Annotated in this window: 16 protein-coding genes; 10 read left to right on the top strand and 6 right to left on the bottom strand. The window is 70.4% G+C overall.

Annotation, left to right across the window (positions count from 1 at the left end; all coding sequences use genetic code 11):
• Nucleotides 1-41: 41 nt before the first annotated feature.
• Nucleotides 42-1,025, bottom strand: coding sequence for a cation diffusion facilitator family transporter (locus RIN75_RS01335; RefSeq protein ID WP_309109868.1), 984 nt, complete (start codon nt 1,023-1,025; stop codon nt 42-44).
• An 83-nt stretch (nt 1,026-1,108) separates the two neighbouring features.
• Between RIN75_RS01335 and RIN75_RS01330 the strand changes: the two genes are divergently transcribed.
• Nucleotides 1,109-1,489, top strand: coding sequence for a phage holin family protein (locus tag RIN75_RS01330; protein WP_309109867.1), 381 nt, complete (start codon nt 1,109-1,111; stop codon nt 1,487-1,489).
• A 53-nt stretch (nt 1,490-1,542) separates the two neighbouring features.
• Here RIN75_RS01330 and RIN75_RS01325 read toward each other — a convergent pair whose 3' ends face one another.
• On the bottom strand, nt 1,543-3,819 hold the full coding sequence (locus tag RIN75_RS01325; protein WP_309109866.1) for a (Fe-S)-binding protein: 2,277 nt from the start codon (nt 3,817-3,819) through the stop codon (nt 1,543-1,545).
• Nucleotides 3,820-3,948: 129 nt separating this feature from the next.
• On the opposite strand from RIN75_RS01325, the gene RIN75_RS01320 reads away from it, so the two are divergent.
• From RIN75_RS01320 to RIN75_RS01305, 4 genes are all read left to right on the top strand, one after another.
• On the top strand, nt 3,949-4,275 hold the full coding sequence (locus RIN75_RS01320) for an SMR family transporter (RefSeq protein WP_309109865.1): 327 nt from the start codon (nt 3,949-3,951) through the stop codon (nt 4,273-4,275).
• On the top strand, nt 4,262-4,825 hold the full coding sequence (locus tag RIN75_RS01315) for a TetR family transcriptional regulator (protein WP_309109864.1): 564 nt from the start codon (nt 4,262-4,264) through the stop codon (nt 4,823-4,825). Before RIN75_RS01320 ends, RIN75_RS01315 begins: the two co-directional genes overlap by 14 nt.
• Before the next feature lie 24 nt (nt 4,826-4,849).
• Complete coding sequence (locus tag RIN75_RS01310) at nt 4,850-5,422, top strand: hypothetical protein (protein ID WP_309109863.1); 573 nt, start codon at nt 4,850-4,852, stop codon at nt 5,420-5,422.
• A 105-nt stretch (nt 5,423-5,527) separates the two neighbouring features.
• On the top strand, nt 5,528-6,316 hold the full coding sequence (locus tag RIN75_RS01305) for a DUF4097 family beta strand repeat-containing protein (protein ID WP_309109862.1): 789 nt from the start codon (nt 5,528-5,530) through the stop codon (nt 6,314-6,316).
• On the opposite strand, the gene RIN75_RS01300 is transcribed toward RIN75_RS01305, so the two are convergent.
• Nucleotides 6,313-6,876, bottom strand: coding sequence for a DUF5655 domain-containing protein (locus RIN75_RS01300; protein WP_309109861.1), 564 nt, complete (start codon nt 6,874-6,876; stop codon nt 6,313-6,315). The two genes, RIN75_RS01305 and RIN75_RS01300, sit on opposite strands and share 4 nt — an antisense overlap.
• 168 nt (nt 6,877-7,044) lie before the next feature.
• On the opposite strand from RIN75_RS01300, the gene dnaK reads away from it, so the two are divergent.
• From dnaK to RIN75_RS01280, 4 genes are read left to right on the top strand one after another with little or no spacing between them, the layout of a single operon-like run.
• Entirely contained in the window at nt 7,045-8,901 is a 1,857-nt protein-coding gene (gene dnaK / locus RIN75_RS01295) for a molecular chaperone DnaK (protein WP_309109860.1), read from the top strand.
• On the top strand, nt 8,898-9,578 hold the full coding sequence (gene grpE / locus RIN75_RS01290; protein ID WP_309109859.1) for a nucleotide exchange factor GrpE: 681 nt from the start codon (nt 8,898-8,900) through the stop codon (nt 9,576-9,578). Before dnaK ends, grpE begins: the two co-directional genes overlap by 4 nt.
• A gap of 20 nt (nt 9,579-9,598) precedes the next feature.
• Nucleotides 9,599-10,768 carry a molecular chaperone DnaJ gene (gene dnaJ / locus RIN75_RS01285; protein WP_309109858.1) on the top strand — a complete coding sequence of 390 codons (1,170 nt, stop codon included), beginning with the start codon at nt 9,599-9,601 and terminating at the stop codon, nt 10,766-10,768.
• Nucleotides 10,765-11,193, top strand: coding sequence for a heat shock protein transcriptional repressor HspR (locus RIN75_RS01280; RefSeq protein WP_309109857.1), 429 nt, complete (start codon nt 10,765-10,767; stop codon nt 11,191-11,193). Before dnaJ ends, RIN75_RS01280 begins: the two co-directional genes overlap by 4 nt.
• A 631-nt stretch (nt 11,194-11,824) precedes the next feature.
• Here the strand turns inward: RIN75_RS01280 and RIN75_RS01275 are convergent.
• The 3 genes from RIN75_RS01275 to RIN75_RS01265 form a co-directional block, all read right to left on the bottom strand.
• Nucleotides 11,825-12,928 (bottom strand): FAD-binding oxidoreductase, encoded by a 1,104-nt coding sequence (locus RIN75_RS01275; RefSeq protein WP_309109856.1) that lies wholly within the window; start codon nt 12,926-12,928, stop codon nt 11,825-11,827.
• A gap of 486 nt (nt 12,929-13,414) precedes the next feature.
• Entirely contained in the window at nt 13,415-13,795 is a 381-nt protein-coding gene (locus RIN75_RS01270) for a VOC family protein (RefSeq protein WP_309109855.1), read from the bottom strand.
• A 42-nt stretch (nt 13,796-13,837) separates the two neighbouring features.
• The gene (locus tag RIN75_RS01265; RefSeq protein WP_309109854.1) at nt 13,838-14,215 is read right to left on the bottom strand and encodes a VOC family protein; all 378 of its coding nucleotides are present in this window, start codon (nt 14,213-14,215) and stop codon (nt 13,838-13,840) included.
• A gap of 157 nt (nt 14,216-14,372) precedes the next feature.
• On the opposite strand from RIN75_RS01265, the gene clpB reads away from it, so the two are divergent.
• A complete protein-coding gene (gene clpB, locus RIN75_RS01260) occupies nt 14,373-16,955 on the top strand; it encodes an ATP-dependent chaperone ClpB (RefSeq protein WP_309109853.1) in 2,583 nt (860 codons plus the stop codon).
• The last annotated feature ends 94 nt before the right edge of the window (nt 16,956-17,049 follow it).

Raw genomic sequence — 17,049 nt, 5'->3', positions numbered from 1 at the left:
TAGAGACGCCAGACCCGCCGCTGGAGACGCCGGACCCGCCGCTAGAGCAGGTTGCCGTACCGGGCCAGGACGCGGGACCTCAGTTCCGGGTCGGTGCGCGGGACGGGTTCCAGGAACACCTCGTCGAGGTCGGGCCAGCGGGCGCGCAGTTCGGCATCGATGCGGACGCACGCGCGTTCGAGGTCGGCGGCGCCGAGACCGTCGTCGAAGTCGAGGCGGGCGCACAGCAGCACGCGGTCCGTGCCGACGGCCATGGTCAGCAGGTCCACGACCTGCTCGACCTCCGGCACCTCCCGCAGGTACGCCCACACCGCGCGCACCAGCTTCGGGTCGGCCTGCCGCCCGATCAGCAGCCCCCGGTTGGTGCCCGCCAGCACGAACGCCGCCACCGCGAGCAGCAGGCCGATCAGCAGCGACGCCACGCCGTCCCACACCGACGACCCGGTCAGGTGGTGCAGCCCCAGACCGGCGAACGCCAGCAGCAGACCGACCAGCGCGGCCGAGTCCTCCATGAACACCGTCTTCACCGTCGGGTCGTCGGACATCCGCAGGAAGGCGATGGCGGACCGGCCCTCCGAACGCGCCTCCCGCCGCACCTGCCGCACGGCCTGCGCCCACGACACCGACTCCAGCGCGAACGCGATCGCCAGCACCGCGTACCCCACACCGGGGCTGGTCTGCTCGGTCGGCTCGCCGAACACCGTGCTGAACCCCTCGTAGAACGCGAACACCGCGCCCGACACGAAGATCGACACGGCGGCGAGCAGCGACCAGAAGTACCGGTCCTTGCCGTAACCGAACGGGTGCCGCCGGTCCGCGGGCCGCTTCGACCTCCGCAACGCGGTGAGCAGCAGGCCCTCGGTGAAGGTGTCCGCCACCGAGTGCCCGGCCTCGGCGAGCAGCGCGGCCGAGCCGGTGATCACGCCCGCGACCGCTTTCATCACCGCGATGGCGAGGTTGACCGCCAGGGCGAGCAGCACGGTCAGCCTGCTCTCGCTCTTCACCGGCTCCGGGGAAGCGACCATGGTCCGACGGTAGGGCGGCACCGGGACATCCGCAGGCCGCGCCTGACCCGTTCGGAGCACACCGGCGGCTAGCCTTGCGCGGCATGGGCATTCTGGTGCAGGTGCTGGTGACCGCGATCGCGGTCTGGGTCTCCACGGTCATCCCGGGCATCGACCTGGGCGAGGGCTCGACCGCCGCGAAGATCGGCACGCTGATCGGCGTCGCGCTGCTGATCGGCCTGGTGAACGCCGTGGTGAAGCCGTTGGTGAAGTTCTTCGGCTGCGTGTTCTACATCGTGACGCTCGGCCTGATCGGCCTGGTCGTCAACGGCCTGCTGTTCTGGCTCACCGGCTGGCTGGCGGGCGAGCTGGGCCTGCCGTTCACGGTGACCGGGTTCTGGCCCGCGTTCTGGGGCGCGATCATCGTGGCCCTGACGAGCTGGGCGCTCAACATCGTCTGGGACCGGGTCCGCGGCAACGACTGATCGAAACGAAGAAGGCCCCGGTCCACAGTGGACCGGGGCCTTCTTCGCACAACCTAGCTCTGCGTCCCCGCCTTGTCCTCCTCGGTGAGCGGGGTGCCGGAGCCGACCTCGTCGGTGGGCACGTCCTGGCGCTCCTGCTCCTGCCCCCGGCGCACCGCGGTCAGCAGCAGCTGCGCCACGTCCACTACCTCGACGTGACCGCCCGCCACGCCCTCGTTCTGCCGGGCCGTGACGCCGTCGGTCAGCATCACGCGGCAGAACGGGCAGCCGGTCGCGATCTTCGACGGGGCCGTGCCGAGCGCCTCGTCCACGCGGTCGATGTTGATCCGCTTGCCGATGCGCTCTTCCATCCACATCCGCGCGCCGCCGGCGCCGCAGCACATCGAGCGTTCCTCGTGGCGGGGCATTTCGCGCAGGGTGGCACCGGACGCGCCGACCAGCTCGCGCGGCGCCTCGTAGACCTTGTTGTGCCGGCCCAGGTAGCACGGGTCGTGGTAGGTGACGTCCTCCGCGACCTCGGCCACCGGCACCAGCCGCCGCTCGCGCACCAGGCGGTTGAGCAGCTGGGTGTGGTGCACGACCTCGTACTGGCCGCCGACCTGCGGGTACTCGTTGGCCAGCGTGTTGAAGCAGTGCGCACAGGTCACGACGATCTTGCGCTTGCCCGGCTCACGGCCCTCGAAGACCGTGTTCAGGATCTCGACGTTCTGCTGCGCCAGCATCTGGAACAGGAACTCGTTGCCCGCGCGCCGCGCCGGGTCGCCGGTGCAGGTCTCCTCCGGGCCGAGCACCGTGTACTTGACGCCCGCGGTGTGCAGGAGTTCGGCCACCGCGCGGGTCGTCTTCTTCGCCCGGTCCTCGAACGCGCCCGCGCAGCCGACCCAGAACAGGTACTCGGTGTCGCCCAGTTCGCCCTCGAACACGGGCACCTCGAAGTCCAGGCCCTCGGTCCACGCCAGGCGGTCCTTGGCGTTCTGGCCCCACGGGTTGCCCTTGTTCTCCAGGTTCTTGAACATGCCGCCCAGCTCGGACGGGAAGTTCGACTCGATCAGCACCTGGTAGCGGCGCATGTCGACGATGTGGTCGACGTGCTCGATGTCCACCGGGCACTGCTCGACGCACGCGCCGCACGTGGTGCAGGACCACAGCACCTCGGGGTCGATGACGCCCAACTCGTCCACGCCGCCGACCAGCGGCCGGTCCGCCTCGGCCATGGCCAGGACGTCGATGGACTCCAGGCGCTTCTTGTAGTCCTCGTACTTGTCCTCGGTGATGCCGACCTCGTCGCCGGCCATGTCCCGCCGTCCGCCGGCCAGCAGGTACGGGGCCTTGGCGTAGGCGTGGTCGCGCAGCTGGGTGATGACGAGCTTCGGGGACAGCGGCTTGCCGGTGTTCCACGCCGGGCACTGGGACTGGCAGCGGCCGCACTCGGTGCAGGTGCTGAAGTCCAGCCAGCCCTTCCAGGTGAAGTCCTCGACCTTGCCGACGCCGAAGGTGTCCTTGTCCGGGTCGGCTTCCTCCAGGTCGAGGACCTTGCCGCCGCTCATCATGGGCTTGAGCGCGCCCAGGGCGACGCCGCCGTCGTCCTCGCGCTTGAAGTAGATGTTGAAGAACGCGCTGAACCGGTGCCACGCGACACCCATGGTCAGGTTCTTCGCCACCACGATGAGCCAGATGATCGCCGACGCCAGCTTGATGAACGCCATGATCGAGACCCAGTCGGGGCTCGCGGGCAGGACGTTGCCCAGCGGCCCGGTGACGAAGGACGACCACAGCGGCGGGTCCTCCAGGCCGGACGCCTGCTTGAACGCCTTCACGCCGAGGATGCCCAGGCCCTCGATGATGACGACCGCCTCGACGAAGTAGGCGGCGCGGAAGTTCGAGCCCGCGAACCGGGACACGCGGTCGGCGCGGCGCGGGTGGTTGAGCTGGCGGATGACCGCGAGCGCCACGCCACCGACGACGGTGCCGAGGCCGAGCAGTTCGATCAGCAGCGCCCAGACGGACCACGTGCCGATGACCGGCCAGTGGAACCCGGGGTAGAACACCTCGCCGTAGGCCTCGAACAGCACCGCGGAGCCGATCAGGAAGCCCCACATCACCATCCAGTGCCAGGGGGCGACCTTGCGGAACTTGGCCATCCGGGTGTGCGCGACGAACTCGACGATCAGGGTGCGCAGGCGGGGCAGGAACGGCCCGTTGCGCGTCGAGTCCGGCTGGCCCAGGCGGATGATCTTGATCATCCGGACCACACCGGCCACGAACAGACCCCAGGCGTACACGCTGACGGCGACGCCGATGGCGCCGAGTGTGAGCTGGAGGGCTCCCATGTGGTGGCGGCCTTTCTCGTCAGTCTCCTGGCTGGGCAGACTACGCCGGATTACTCGTCGGTAACCACTCGAGCGTGGCCGATCACATAAACTAGTTGAACGTTCGTTCCACTAGTCGGAGGGCTCGCCGTGGTGTATCTGCTGCTCGCACTGGCCATCGTGGGCGAGGTGACCGCCACCGTCTCGCTGAAGCTCAGCGACGGGTTCACCCGCCCGCTGCCGGTGGTGGCGGTCGTCGTCGGGTACGTCGTGGCGTTCGCGTCCCTGGGGTACGTGCTGAAGCTGGGGATGCCCATCGGGGTCGCCTACGCGATCTGGTGCGCGTTCGGCATCGCGGCCGTGGCCGGGATCGGGGTGGTGCTGTTCAAGGAGCCGTTGAACCCGATGGTGATCACCGGGTTGGTGCTGGTGGTGGCCGGTGTGGTCGCCATCGAGGTGGGCAGTGCCGCCGGCTGACGGCAGCCGGGGCCGGGGCACGCCGGCTGACGGGCGGCGCGCCCGGGGCGACCGGCGGCGGCGGGCGATCCTCGCGGCGACGCTGCGGGTGATCGAGCGCGAGGGCGTGTCGGGGGTGTCGCACCGGTCGGTGGCGCGGGAGGCGGACGTGCCGGTGTCCTCCACCGTGTACTACTACGCCACCCTGGACGACCTGCTGATCGCCTGCCTGAAGTGGTCGGCGAGCGAGATGGCGGTGGCGTTCGGGTCGGTCAGCCCCACGCCGTCGTCGGTGGCCAAGTTCCTGGCCGACGCCGTCGGGCCGAACCGGGGCCGGACGCTCGCCGAGTACGAGCTGTACCTGTTCGCGGCCCGGCGGCCCGAGCTGCGGCCGGCGGCCCGGCGGTGGATCACGCTGCTGTCGTCGGTGTTCGGCACGATGCAGCCGGCGGCGTTCCTCGGGTTCGTGGCGGCCCTGGACGGGCTGCTGATCCAGGGTCTGATCGCCGATTTCCCCCCAACGGCGGAACAGTTGGAGCCTGTCGTGTCCCTTCTGATGCCTCCTCGATGACCTTCAGGAGGGACACTGTGTGTTATGAGGTTCGCCGGGCGTGAGTCGTGGCAGGTGTCCCACGGCACGAACCAGACGGTCAACACCGCTCTGTTCCTGCGGGACACGCTGGCGCTGTCGGTCGACACCGTCCCGGAACTCCCCGGCCTCGACCCGTCGGTCCCGGTGTTCGTGCCGCCGGGCGTGGACCGCGCGGGCGCGGCGGAGGAGTGGCTGGGCTGGTGGGCCGACGTCCTCGACCACGCCCGGGCCGAGGTGCCGTCGGTGGCGCCCATCGACCCGTCCGGACCCTCGTTGACCGTGCGGCCGTGCTTGCGGGCGGCCGTGATCGCCCTGCAGGACGCCGCCGCGGAGTACGACCGGCGGCACGCGAACCGGACGCCGGGCGCGCTGCCGATCGGTGAGGTGGTGCGCGGGGTGGAGAACCGGATCGGGCGGTACGTGAAGCCGTTCCGGCTGGTCATCACGGTGGTGTCGGTGCAGGGGCTGGTGTGGGAGCGGATGACCGAGTCGCACGTCATCGCCTCCGAGCGCTTCCTGGGCGACCCGGCCCGGTGCGCCCCCGCGCTGCGGACCGTCGTCGAGTCCCTGGCGTAGGGGGTAGGGACAACCCCAGTACGGCTCGGGGGTCTTCCTGGTGTTCCGGCGCGGCCGTGGCGGCATAGGTTCGGGGCGTTCACGGGCTGGAGCTAGGGGGCTGTGGTGGGTAAGCGGGTCGTGGTGGCGGTGCTCGGGGTCCTCGTGGGGGTCGCCGGGATGACCGGGTGCGTGCGGCTGGTGCAGGAGTCGTTCTCGGACCAGGGCAGCGTCACCGAGAAGGTGGTGGCGGTCCGGGTGCAGAACGACTCGGGGGACGTGACCGTGCGCGGGCGTGAAGGGGCGACGTCGGTCGAGGTCAAGCGGACCGTCGAGTACTCCCGCAACGTCGACAAGCCGACCGGGCAGACCCACCGCGTCGAGGGGGACACGCTGGTGCTCGACGACTGCGGCCGGAGCTGCTCGGTGAACTACGAGGTCACCGTGCCCGGCAAGGACGTGCGGGTGCTGGGGAACAACGGGTCGGGCGACGCGACGTTCGAGCGGGTCGCGAGCGTCGACATCGAGCTGGGCTCGGGGGACGTGACCGTGCGGGACGTGACCGGGTCGGTCCGGGTCCAGAACGGCTCGGGGGACGTGGACGTCGCCAACGTCGGCGGCCCGTTCAAGGGGGACGTCGGGTCGGGTCGGGCCAAGCTGTCGGACATGCGGGGTGAGGTCTCGGTCATCGACAGCTCCGGGGACGTCGAGGTGAACATGGCGGCCGTGCAGCCGGTGCGGGCCGAGTCCGGCTCCGGGGGCGTGGTGGTGCGGCTGCCGAAGGGCGCGTACCGGGTGGAGGCCGAGACCGGCAGCGGTGACCGGCAGGTGGGAGTGCCGACCGATCCGGCCGCGTCCGTGTCCGTGGTGGTGAAGTCCGGGAGCGGGGACGTGAGCGTGGAGCCGGCGCTCTAGGCGTTCTGCTCGTACGCCGCCCTCAGCAGGGCCTCCACCGCGCCGTCCACCTCGTCGGTCCCGGTCAGCGACACCTTGTGGGTCGCCTGGCCGGGACCGCCGGGCGTCAGGCGGTCGCTCGCCGGCGCGTCGGTGAAGCGCAGGCCGAGGTCCACGCGGTTGGCCAGGGCCTGGACGGCGGCGAACTGGCGGCCCCGGACGAACGGGACGTAGGTCGACCGGCCCTCGACCCGGACGTCCTCGCCCAGCCCCAGCGCCAGCACGGCGATCCGGTCGTAGACGGGTCGCAGGGCGGCCTTGCCGCCGGTGTACTGGGAGTCGACGTACTCCTCCAGCGTGGGCTCGACCCAGCCGGCGCGGCGGGCGGCGGCGTCGGCGATGGTCCACTGCGAGTTCTGCTTCACGCCGTGCGCGTCGCGCAGCCACGCCCGGACGGCCTTCTGGTCCAGCGGGTCGACGCCGGACGCCTCGACCAGCTCGACCCATTCGTCCAGCGTGCGGCCGGTGCGCTCCTTCATGGACGCGGCGACGGCGGCCATCATGTCGGCGGGTGTCTCCATGGCCCGAGTGTCCCGGATCACGTCGGGGAGGGAACACTCGAACGGCCCCGTCCGTTGGACAGGCAGAGAAATTGAGCCCAGTGGACTCAAGTCCGCAGATCCTGGCAAACTTGAGCGCACGCCGCTCAACGCGGGGCTCTCACAGACGCACTACCAGGAGGAATCCAAATGGCGCGAGCGGTCGGCATCGACCTGGGGACGACCAACTCCGTCGTCGCGGTTCTCGAGGGTGGCGAGCCGACGGTGATCGCCAACTCCGAGGGTTCGCGGACGACCCCGTCCATCGTCGCGTTCGCCAAGAACGGCGAGGTGCTCGTCGGTCAGCCCGCCAAGAACCAGGCGGTGACCAACGTCGACCGGACCATCCGGTCGGTCAAGCGGCACATCGGCACGAACTGGACGAGCGAGATCGACGGCAAGAAGTACACGCCGCAGGAGATCAGCGCGCGCGTGCTGATGAAGCTCAAGCGCGACGCCGAGGCGTACCTGGGCGAGGAGATCACCGACGCCGTGATCACCGTGCCCGCCTACTTCGAGGACGCGCAGCGCCAGGCCACCAAGGAGGCCGGCCAGATCGCGGGCCTCAACGTGCTGCGCATCGTCAACGAGCCGACCTCCGCCGCCCTGGCCTACGGCCTGGACAAGGGCGAGAAGGAGCAGACCATCCTGGTCTTCGACCTCGGTGGCGGCACCTTCGACGTCTCGCTGCTGGAGCTGGGCGACGGCGTGGTCGAGGTCCGGGCGACCTCCGGTGACAACCACCTCGGCGGTGACGACTGGGACCAGCGCATCGTCGACTGGCTGGTGGAGCGCTTCAAGCAGTCCAACGGCATCGACCTGACCAAGGACAAGATGGCCCTCCAGCGGATCCGCGAGGCCGCCGAGAAGGCCAAGATCGAGCTGTCCAGCTCGTCGCAGGCCACCATCAACCTGCCCTACATCACGGTCGACGCGGACAAGAACCCGCTGTTCCTGGACGAGACGCTGTCCCGGGCCGAGTTCCAGCGCATCACCAACGACCTGCTGGAGCGCACCCGCGCCCCGTTCAACAACGTGATCAAGGACGCCGGCATCTCCGTCGGCGACATCGACCACGTGGTGCTGGTCGGCGGTTCCACCCGCATGCCGGCCGTGGCCGAGCTGGTCAAGGAGCTGACCGGAGGCCGCGAGCCGAACAAGGGCGTGAACCCGGACGAGGTCGTCGCGGTCGGCGCGGCGCTGCAGGCCGGTGTGCTCAAGGGCGAGGTCAAGGACGTCCTGCTGCTCGACGTGACCCCGCTGTCGCTGGGCATCGAGACCAAGGGCGGCGTGATGACCAAGCTCATCGAGCGCAACACGACCATCCCGACCAAGCGGTCCGAGATCTTCACGACGGCCGACGACAACCAGCCGTCCGTGCAGATCCAGGTCTTCCAGGGCGAGCGCGACTTCGCGGCGGACAACAAGAAGCTCGGCATGTTCGAGCTGACCGGCCTGCCGCCGGCCCCGCGCGGCGTCCCGCAGATCGAGGTCACCTTCGACATCGACGCGAACGGCATCGTGCACGTGTCCGCCAAGGACATGGGCACCGGCAAGGAGCAGTCGATGACGATCACCGGCGGCTCGGCGCTGCCGAAGGACGACATCGACCGGATGATCAAGGACGCCGAGGCGCACGCCGAGGAGGACAAGCGCCGCCGCGAGGAGGCCGAGGTCCGCAACCAGGCCGAGACGCTGGTCTACCAGACGGAGAAGGTCGTCAAGGAGAACGACGACAAGATCCCGGCCGAGGTCAAGGACAAGGTCAAGGCCGCGATCGAGGAGACCAACGAGGCCCTGAAGGGCAGCGACATCGCCAAGGTCCGCACCGCGGTGGAGAAGCTCGCCACCGAGTCGCAGGCGATCGGCCAGGCCATGTACGCCAACGCCGCCCCGACCGCGGGTGCCGCGGCCGGTGACGGCGCGGCGCCGGGCGCCGGTGCGGGCGACGCCAAGGCCGACGACGTCGTGGACGCCGAGATCGTGGACGAGGACGAGAAGAAGTGACCCAGCCCGAGGAGCAGCCGCACGTGGTGGTGCGCGACCGCCGTCGCATCGACCCGGAGACGGGCCAGGTGCGCCCGCCGGCCGCGGACGCCGACGGGCCCGTGGACGAGCCTCCCGTGGAGGGCGGTCGGCACGCCGCCGGCGAGGACGAGCCTGCGGACGGGGGTGGCCGCCACGCCGCCCCCGACGCGGGGCCGACCGAGGTGGACCCGGCCGCGGAGCTGAAGGCCCAGCTCGACGAGCGGACCGCGGACCTCCAGCGGCTCACCGCCGAGTACGCCAACTACCGCAAGCGCGTCGAGCGGGACCGGGAGCTGGTGACCGCCTCGGCCAAGGCCCAGGTGATCAACGAGCTGCTGGCGGTGCTCGACGACGTCGAGCGGGCCGACAAGCACGGCGACCTGACCGGCGCGTTCAAGGCGGTCGCGGACAAGCTGGTCGCCACGCTGACCAAGTCCGGGCTGGAGCCGTTCGGGCACGAGGGCGAGGAGTTCGACCCCACCGTGCACGAGGCGGTCCAGCACAGCACGTCCCCCGACGTGAGCGGTCCGACGGTGACGGCCGTGCTCCGGCGCGGCTACCGGCTCGGCGAGCGCGTGGTCCTGCGGCCGGCCCTGGTCGCCGTGACCGACCACGAGCCCGCGGCCGAAGAACCGACCGAAGAACAGCAGGACTGAGTGAGAGGGGGCGGCGTCCGGTGAGTGCTCGGGATTGGATCGAGAAGGACTTCTACCGGGAGCTGGGCGTCTCCTCCGACGCCTCGGCCGACGAGATCAAGAGGGCGTACCGGAAGTTGGCGCGGGAGCTGCACCCCGACGCCAACCCCGGTGACGCCAAGGCCGAGGCGCGTTTCAAGGCGGTCTCGGAGGCGTACGGCGTGCTGTCGGACGCCTCCAAGCGCAAGCAGTACGACGAGGCCCGCCGCCTGTTCGCGGGCGGCGGGGGGTTCCCGGGCGGGTTCGGGCAGGGCGGCGGCTTCGACGTCGGCGACCTGTTCGGCCGCGCCGGGCAGCAGACCGGCGGCATGGGCGGCTTGGGCGACTTGCTCGGCGGGTTGTTCAACCGGCGCGCCGGCGGCACCTCCGCCTCGGCGACCCGGCCTCGGCGGGGCGAGGACGTCGAGACCGACGTGCGGATCGACTTCACCGAGGCGGTGCGCGGCGCGACCGTGCCCATGCGGCTGTCCAGCCCGTCCACGTGCGGCACGTGCGCGGGGTCGGGCGCCCGGCCGGGCACCGCGCCCCGCACGTGCACCAACTGCGGCGGGGCCGGCCTGGTCACCCGCAGCCAGGGCGCGTTCGCGTTCTCCGAGCCGTGCGCGGACTGCCGCGGCACCGGCCGGATCGTGGACGACCCGTGCCCCGAGTGCGGCGGCGACGGCGTCTCCACGAAGACCCGCACGCTGACCATCCGCATCCCCGCTGGGGTCGACGACGGCCAGCGCATCCGGCTGGCCGGCCAGGGTGAACCGGGCCGCAACGGCGGTCCGAGCGGCGACCTGTACGTGCGGGTGCACGTCAACCCCGACCCGGTCTTCGGCCGCAGCGGCAACAACCTGACCGTGACCGTGCCGGTGACGTTCCCCGAACTGGCGCTGGGCACCACGTTGACGGTGCCCACGCTGGACGGCAAGGTGACCTTGAAGGTGCCCGCGGGCACGGCGTCCGGCCGCGTGCTGCGGGCCAAGGGCAAGGGCATCGCCAAGCGCGACGGGCAGGTCGGCGACCTGCTCATCACGTTGCAGGTGGCGATCCCGAACAACATGGACTCGGCAGCGCGCGAGGCGTTGGAGGCCTACGCCTCGGCCACCGCCCAGCACGACCCGAGGGCGGACCTCAACGCCTTGGTGGAGAAGAGGTCGACATGACGTTCCCGTTCCCGCCGGGGACCGACGAGGACACCCCGTTCTTCGTGATCTCCGTGGCGGCCCAGCTGTCCGGCCTGCACGCCCAGACCCTCCGGTCCTACGACCGGATGGGCCTGGTGTCCCCGGGGCGGACGTCGGGCGGCGGTCGCCGGTACTCGATGCGCGACATCGTCCTGCTGCGCGAGGTGCAGCGGCTCTCCCAGGAGGAGGGCGTGAACCTGGCGGGCATCAAGCGGATCATCGAGCTGGAGAACGAGGTCGGGGCGCTGCGGGCGAAGGTGTCCGAGTTGACCGAGCAGTTGGCCCAGGCGTTGGCGGCGGCGGAGCACGCGGCGGCTTCGGTGCACCGGTCTTTGCGGCGGGATTTGGTTCCGGTGCGCCAGGAGACCGCTTTGGTGGTCTGGAAGCCGAACCGGAAGCGTTAGGGTTCCCCTTTCGTCGTGCAGTGGCTGGTTGTTCTCCAGGTCGTTTTTGATCTTGAGAGCGCGAAGCGCGTTCGAGCTTGCGAGCGCGTTGGAGTTTGTGAGCGCGTTGGAGTTTGTGAGCGCGTTGGAGCTTGCGAGCGCGTCAGCGCGGTTCAAGAGCGCGAAGACCGTTCATCCTCCGGCAGCGCGGAGCGTGTTGCGTGGCCACGCGCGAAGCGTGGACTTGAGCAGGTCAGTGTCGGTCTGAAGATCAAAAGCGCCTCGCCGGCGGGCGAGCCGCCAAGGATGACACAACTACAACTGCGGGGGGCTTCTTGCTTGTGCCATCCCCGCATCACCCGGCAAAGCCGACCACATTTTTGGCCGGGTTCCGCTAAAAATTTTGCTCGTTCCTCGCAAAATTTTCGGCTGCACCCGGCCAAAAATGTGGTAGCCCTTCGGGTGGGCCATACGGGGATGACACAAGCAAGAAGCCCAAGTTGAGGTGTGTGCCCGGCGGCACTTCCCCACGGCGCTCCGCGCCGAAAAGCGGGCGCTGCGCGCGGGAGGACAGGACGAAGCGTTGCGCGCGGGAGGAACTTGTTGCGTGGTGTTCCAGGACTTCCCCGCCCTGGAAGTGCCTGGCGGACGGTCAGTCCAGGGTGAAAGGGTCGTACTTGATGCGGTCCAAAGGGGTGCCGGCGACGAGCATGCGGGAGACCGTTGCGCGGATCATCGACGGTGAACCGCAGACCAGGACGTCCCGGTCCTCCCACGCCCCGTAGCGGGTGACCACGTCGGCCAGGGTGCCCTGTTCGACGCCGCGGGCGCCCGGGTCCGATTCCAGGACCGGGACCACGGTGAGCCACGGGTTGGTCATGGCGAAGCGCTGGAGGTTGTCGAGGTCGTACAGGTCCTCGCGGGTTCGGCCGCCGACGAACAGGTGGGTCCTCGGGTTCTCGCCCCACTGCGCCATCTCGTCGATGATCGCGTGCATGGGGGCCACGCCGGTGCCGCCGGCGACCATGAGGACGTCGTTGCCGGACTTCCGGTCCACGTGCAGCCGGCCCATGGGCGGGCCGATGCGCCACACGTCGCCGGGCTGGGTGTGGCCGACGATGGAACGGCTCACCCAGCCGCCCTCGACGGAGCGGATGTGGAACTCGATGATGCCGTCGTCGCGCGGGGCGTTGGCCGGGGAGAAGTAGCGCCACAGGCGTGCCCGTTGCGGGGTTTCGACGCTCACGTACTGGCCGGCGCGGTAGCCGATCGGGTGGTCCGGCTGGAGGCGCACGACGGCCAGGTCCCAGCTCACGCGCTGGTGCTCCAGCACCGTGGCGTGCCAGTACGCGGGACCCTCGTCGGCGGCCGCCGCCTCCTGCATGGCGCGGGCCATGATCGTGTAGGCCTCGGCCCAGGCCATCTCGACCTGGGGGGTCCACGCGCCGCCGGCGTGCTTCTTCACGGCGGCGAGCAGGGCCGTTCCGACCGACTCGTAGTGCACGTTGACCACGCCGAACTTGCGGTGGTCGCGGCCGAGTTGGCGCAGGAAGGGGATCAGGTCGTCCGGTCGGTCGACCATCTGGACGACGTGGACCAGTGCGCGCAGCAGGCGGCTGCGCTGCACCTCCATGTTCGCCGGGAACATCTCGCGGGTGGCCGGCGCGAGGCTGAAGAGCATTCCGTAGAAGAACTTGGCGACCTCTTCGGCGCGCGGCTCGACGACCGCCCAGCTCTCCCTGATGAGGCGCACCATTGCGGTGACACCCGGTGGGGGTTCTCGGTGGGGCGGGCTCGGGATGGGGCTCAACACAGCGTTCGCAGTCATGGTCCGGGCGCAGTCTCCACGTTTCCAGCGCCGTCAGCAAGGCGCATCGTCCTCGTCAAGCTTCCATCCCCGACGAACCGAGGCTAACCCGTCAACTGGCCGGTTGACTCCTTGATGCCACCTTCGAGTGCAGTGCGATCACGGGCGGTCGCCGTGCGTTCGTCCCATCGAGCGAACATTCGTGATGACCTGTACCGGGTCTGCGGATTGCGTCCAACCGTGAGGCGAGTGCCCCGCCCGAGCACGCCTTTAACGGGTCCCGGAGATCGCGTGAGGCGGGGGTCTCACCCTCTTAGACGCACCCTCCCCGCACCGGTGCGGAGATCCGCTTCGGCCTGTGGATTCACACCTGGGGATTGTGGATAACAGGGGTGCGCGTGTGGACAACCGCGCTGCGACATGTGGGTGACGCGGTCAGGACGTGGCGGCCCGTTCGGCCGCGCTGCGTTCGACGCAGAACTCGTTGCCCTCGGGGTCGGCGAGCACGACCCAGCCGGTGCCGTCGGGGCGGCGCTGGTCGTCCACCAGGGTGGCGCCGAGGCCGCGGAGCCGCTCCACCTCGGCGTCGCGGGTGGTGTCGGGCTGGAGGTCGAGGTGGATGCGGTTCTTGACCGTCTTGCCCTCGGGGACCTCGATGAACAGCAGGTCGGGGCCTGCGGGGAGGGCGACCAGGCACTCCGGGTCGCCGGGCTCGTCCTCGTCCGAGACGGGGTGGCCGGTGACCTGGCTCCAGAAGGTGGCCAGGGCGTATGCGTCTTTGCAGTCGACGGTGATGTGGTGCACGAGTGAACTCATGGGGAGATCTTCAAGGGGGCGCGCGGACGGGCGCACGCCGATTTAGCCGCCGTAGGGGACGGTGATGATCTCCAGGCTGTGCCCGTTCGGGTCGTCGAAGTAGACGCCCCGGCCGCCGTCGTGGGTGTTGATCCGGTTCGGCTGGTGGTGGAACGGGTCGGCCCAGTACGGCAGGCCGCGCTCCTTGACGCGGCCGAAGATGGCGTCGAAGTCCTCGTCGCCGACCAGGAAGGCGTAGTGCTGCGGGGTGATGTCGCCCTCGACGGTCATCACGTCCAGGGAGACCTCGTTGTCCGTGGTCACGACGAGGAACGGGCCGTAGGGCGTGGCGGGGGCGAAGCCGAAGACCTCGGTGAGGAAGTCGGCGGTGGCGCGGGCGTCCCGGGCGGACACGATCGTGTGGTTCAGCTTGACGGTCATGGCACCGACGCTAGGACTTCGAGTTCGGTCGAGGTCAAGGGTGGTCGTGGCGGGGGTCACACCACTTGGGCTAGGTTGAGTGGAACGGACTCAACTTTTCTGACGTTGAGGTGAGTGGTAGCCGGTGGTGCGCCGGAACACGCGACCGAGGTGAGGAATGGACGCTTTCAACCCGACCACGAAGACGCAGCAGGCCGTGTCCGCGGCGGTGCAGGCGGCGACGATCGCGGGCAACCCCGACGTCACCTCGGTCCACCTCCTGGGCTCCCTGCTCGCGCAGGGCGACGGGCTGACCGCGCCGCTGCTGTCCGCCGTGGGGGCCGACCCCAAGCAGGTGCACAAGGAGCTGGAACAGCTCAGCCGCGCCCTGCCGGCGGCCAGCGGGTCGAGCGTGTCCGCCCCGCAGTTCTCCAGGGACGCCGTGCGCGTGCTCGGGCGGGCGCAGGAGTTGGCCACCGAGATGGGCGACGAGTACGTGTCCACCGAGCACCTGCTGGTGGGCCTGGCGCAGCACGGCGGCCAGGTCGCCGACCTGCTGCGGCGGCACGGCGCGACCCCCGAGGCGCTGCGCGAGGCGTTCGGCCGCGTGCGCGGGTCGGCGCGGGTGACCAGCCCGGACCCGGAGGGCACCTACCAGGCGCTGGAGAAGTACGGCGTCGACCTGACCGAGCGGGCCCGCAAGGGCGAACTCGACCCCGTCATCGGGCGGGACACCGAGATCCGGCGGGTCGTGCAGGTGCTGTCCCGGCGCACCAAGAACAACCCGGTGCTGATCGGCGAGCCCGGCGTCGGCAAGACCGCGATCGTGGAGGGCCTGGCCCAGCGGATCGTGGCCGGCGACGTGCCCGAGTCGCTGCGCGGCAAGCGCGTGGTGGCGCTGGACCTGGGCGCGATGGTGGCGGGCGCGAAGTACCGCGGCGAGTTCGAGGAGCGGCTCAAGGCCGTGCTCAAGGAGATCACCGACTCCGCCGGCCAGGTCATCACGTTCATCGACGAGCTGCACACCATCGTCGGCGCGGGCGCGACCGGCGACTCCGCGATGGACGCGGGCAACATGATCAAGCCGATGCTGGCCCGCGGCGAGCTGCGCATGGTCGGCGCGACCACCCTGGACGAGTACCGCGAGCACGTGGAGAAGGACCCGGCGCTGGAGCGGCGGTTCCAGCAGGTGCTGGTGGGCGAGCCGTCGGTGGAGGACACCGTCGGCATCCTGCGCGGGCTCAAGGACCGGTACGAGGTGCACCACGGCGTGCGCATCACCGACTCCGCGCTGGTCGCCGCGGCCACCCTGTCCGACCGCTACATCACCGCCCGGTTCCTGCCGGACAAGGCGATCGACCTGGTCGACGAGGCCGCGTCCCGGCTGCGCATGGAGATCGACTCCCGGCCGGTCGAGATCGACGAGGTCGAGCGGGCCGTGCGCCGGCTGGAGATCGAGGAGATGGCGCTGGCCAAGGAGTCGGACCCGGCCTCGATGGAGCGGCTGGCCGCGCTGCGCGCCGAGCTGGCCGAGAAGCGCGAGACCCTGGCCGCGCTGACCGCGCGCTGGCAGAACGAGAAGACGTCGATCGAGAAGGTCCGCGACCTCAAGGAGCAGCTGGAGCAGTTGCGCGGCGAGTCCGAGCGGGCCGAGCGGGACGGCGACCTGGGCCGGGCCGCCGAGCTGCGGTACGGGCGCATCCCGGCGCTGGAGAAGGAGCTGGAGGCGGCGACCCGCACCACGCAGGACGCGGCCGTGATGCTCAAGGAGGAGGTCGGGCCGGACGACGTGGCCGACGTGGTGTCGGCGTGGACCGGCATCCCGGCCGGGCGGCTGCTGGAGGGCGAGACGGCCAAGCTGCTGCGCATGGAGGAGGAGCTGGCGCGGCGGGTCGTCGGCCAGGCCGAGGCCGTGCGCGTGGTGTCCGACGCGGTCCGCCGCACCCGCGCCGGCGTCGCCGACCCGGACCGCCCGACCGGCAGCTTCCTGTTCCTCGGGCCGACCGGCGTGGGCAAGACCGAGCTGGCCAAGGCGCTGGCGGAGTTCCTGTTCGACGACGAGCGGGCGATGGTCCGCATCGACATGAGCGAGTACTCCGAGAAGCACTCGGTGGCCCGGCTCGTCGGCGCGCCCCCCGGGTACGTCGGCTACGACCAGGGCGGCCAGCTGACCGAGTCGGTGCGCCGGCGCCCGTACAGCGTGGTGCTGCTCGACGAGGTGGAGAAGGCCCACCCGGACGTGTTCGACGTGCTGCTCCAGGTGCTGGACGACGGCCGGCTGACCGACGGCCAGGGCCGGACGGTGGACTTCCGCAACACCATCCTGGTGCTGACCTCGAACCTGGGCTCGCAGTCCATCGCCGACCCGGCCCTGGACGACCGGCAGCGCAACGACGCGGTCATGAACGTGGTCCGCCGCCACTTCAAGCCGGAGTTCCTGAACCGGCTGGACGACGTGGTCGTGTTCCACTCGCTGGCCACCGAGGAGCTGACGTCGATCGTGGACATCCAGATCGGGCGGCTGGGCAAGCGCCTGGCCCAGCGGCGGCTGTCGCTGGAGGTCACGCCTTCGGCCCGCGACTGGCTGGCACTGAACGGCTTCGACCCCGTGTACGGCGCGCGGCCGTTGCGGCGGCTGGTGCAGTCGTCCATCGGTGACCAGTTGGCCAAGGAACTGTTGTCGGGCGAGGTTCGTGACGGCGACACGGTCAAGGTCGACGTCGTCGACGACCAATCGGGGCTCATCGTCGGCAGGGCCTAGTCCTTTCCCGCGAGGCCGCCGACCCTCAGGGCGGCCTCGCCGCCGCGACGGGGTCGCGGCCATCCAACGCAGCCGCCGTCGGCTTGTCGCGTCG

Source organism: Saccharothrix sp. (assembly GCF_031180885.1).
Lineage (GTDB): Bacteria > Actinomycetota > Actinomycetes > Mycobacteriales > Pseudonocardiaceae > Actinosynnema.
Note: the sequence above shows the minus strand (reverse complement) of the source record. Positions and strands in the feature narration are given on the sequence as shown.

Bases quoted from the DNA above. Each gene is read 5' to 3' on its own strand.
- RIN75_RS01335 (WP_309109868.1), bottom strand. From the start codon at position 1,025: ATGGTCGCTTCCCCGGAGCCGGTGAAGAGCGAGAGCAGGCTGACCGTG.
- RIN75_RS01330 (WP_309109867.1), top strand. From the start codon at position 1,109: ATGGGCATTCTGGTGCAGGTGCTGGTGACCGCGATCGCGGTCTGGGTC.
- RIN75_RS01325 (WP_309109866.1), bottom strand. From the start codon at position 3,819: ATGGGAGCCCTCCAGCTCACACTCGGCGCCATCGGCGTCGCCGTCAGC.
- RIN75_RS01310 (WP_309109863.1), top strand. From the start codon at position 4,850: ATGAGGTTCGCCGGGCGTGAGTCGTGGCAGGTGTCCCACGGCACGAAC.
- RIN75_RS01300 (WP_309109861.1), bottom strand. From the start codon at position 6,876: ATGGAGACACCCGCCGACATGATGGCCGCCGTCGCCGCGTCCATGAAG.
- dnaK (WP_309109860.1), top strand. From the start codon at position 7,045: ATGGCGCGAGCGGTCGGCATCGACCTGGGGACGACCAACTCCGTCGTC.
- RIN75_RS01280 (WP_309109857.1), top strand. From the start codon at position 10,765: ATGACGTTCCCGTTCCCGCCGGGGACCGACGAGGACACCCCGTTCTTC.
- RIN75_RS01275 (WP_309109856.1), bottom strand. From the start codon at position 12,928: ATGGTGCGCCTCATCAGGGAGAGCTGGGCGGTCGTCGAGCCGCGCGCC.
- RIN75_RS01270 (WP_309109855.1), bottom strand. From the start codon at position 13,795: ATGAGTTCACTCGTGCACCACATCACCGTCGACTGCAAAGACGCATAC.
- RIN75_RS01265 (WP_309109854.1), bottom strand. From the start codon at position 14,215: ATGACCGTCAAGCTGAACCACACGATCGTGTCCGCCCGGGACGCCCGC.
- clpB (WP_309109853.1), top strand. From the start codon at position 14,373: ATGGACGCTTTCAACCCGACCACGAAGACGCAGCAGGCCGTGTCCGCG.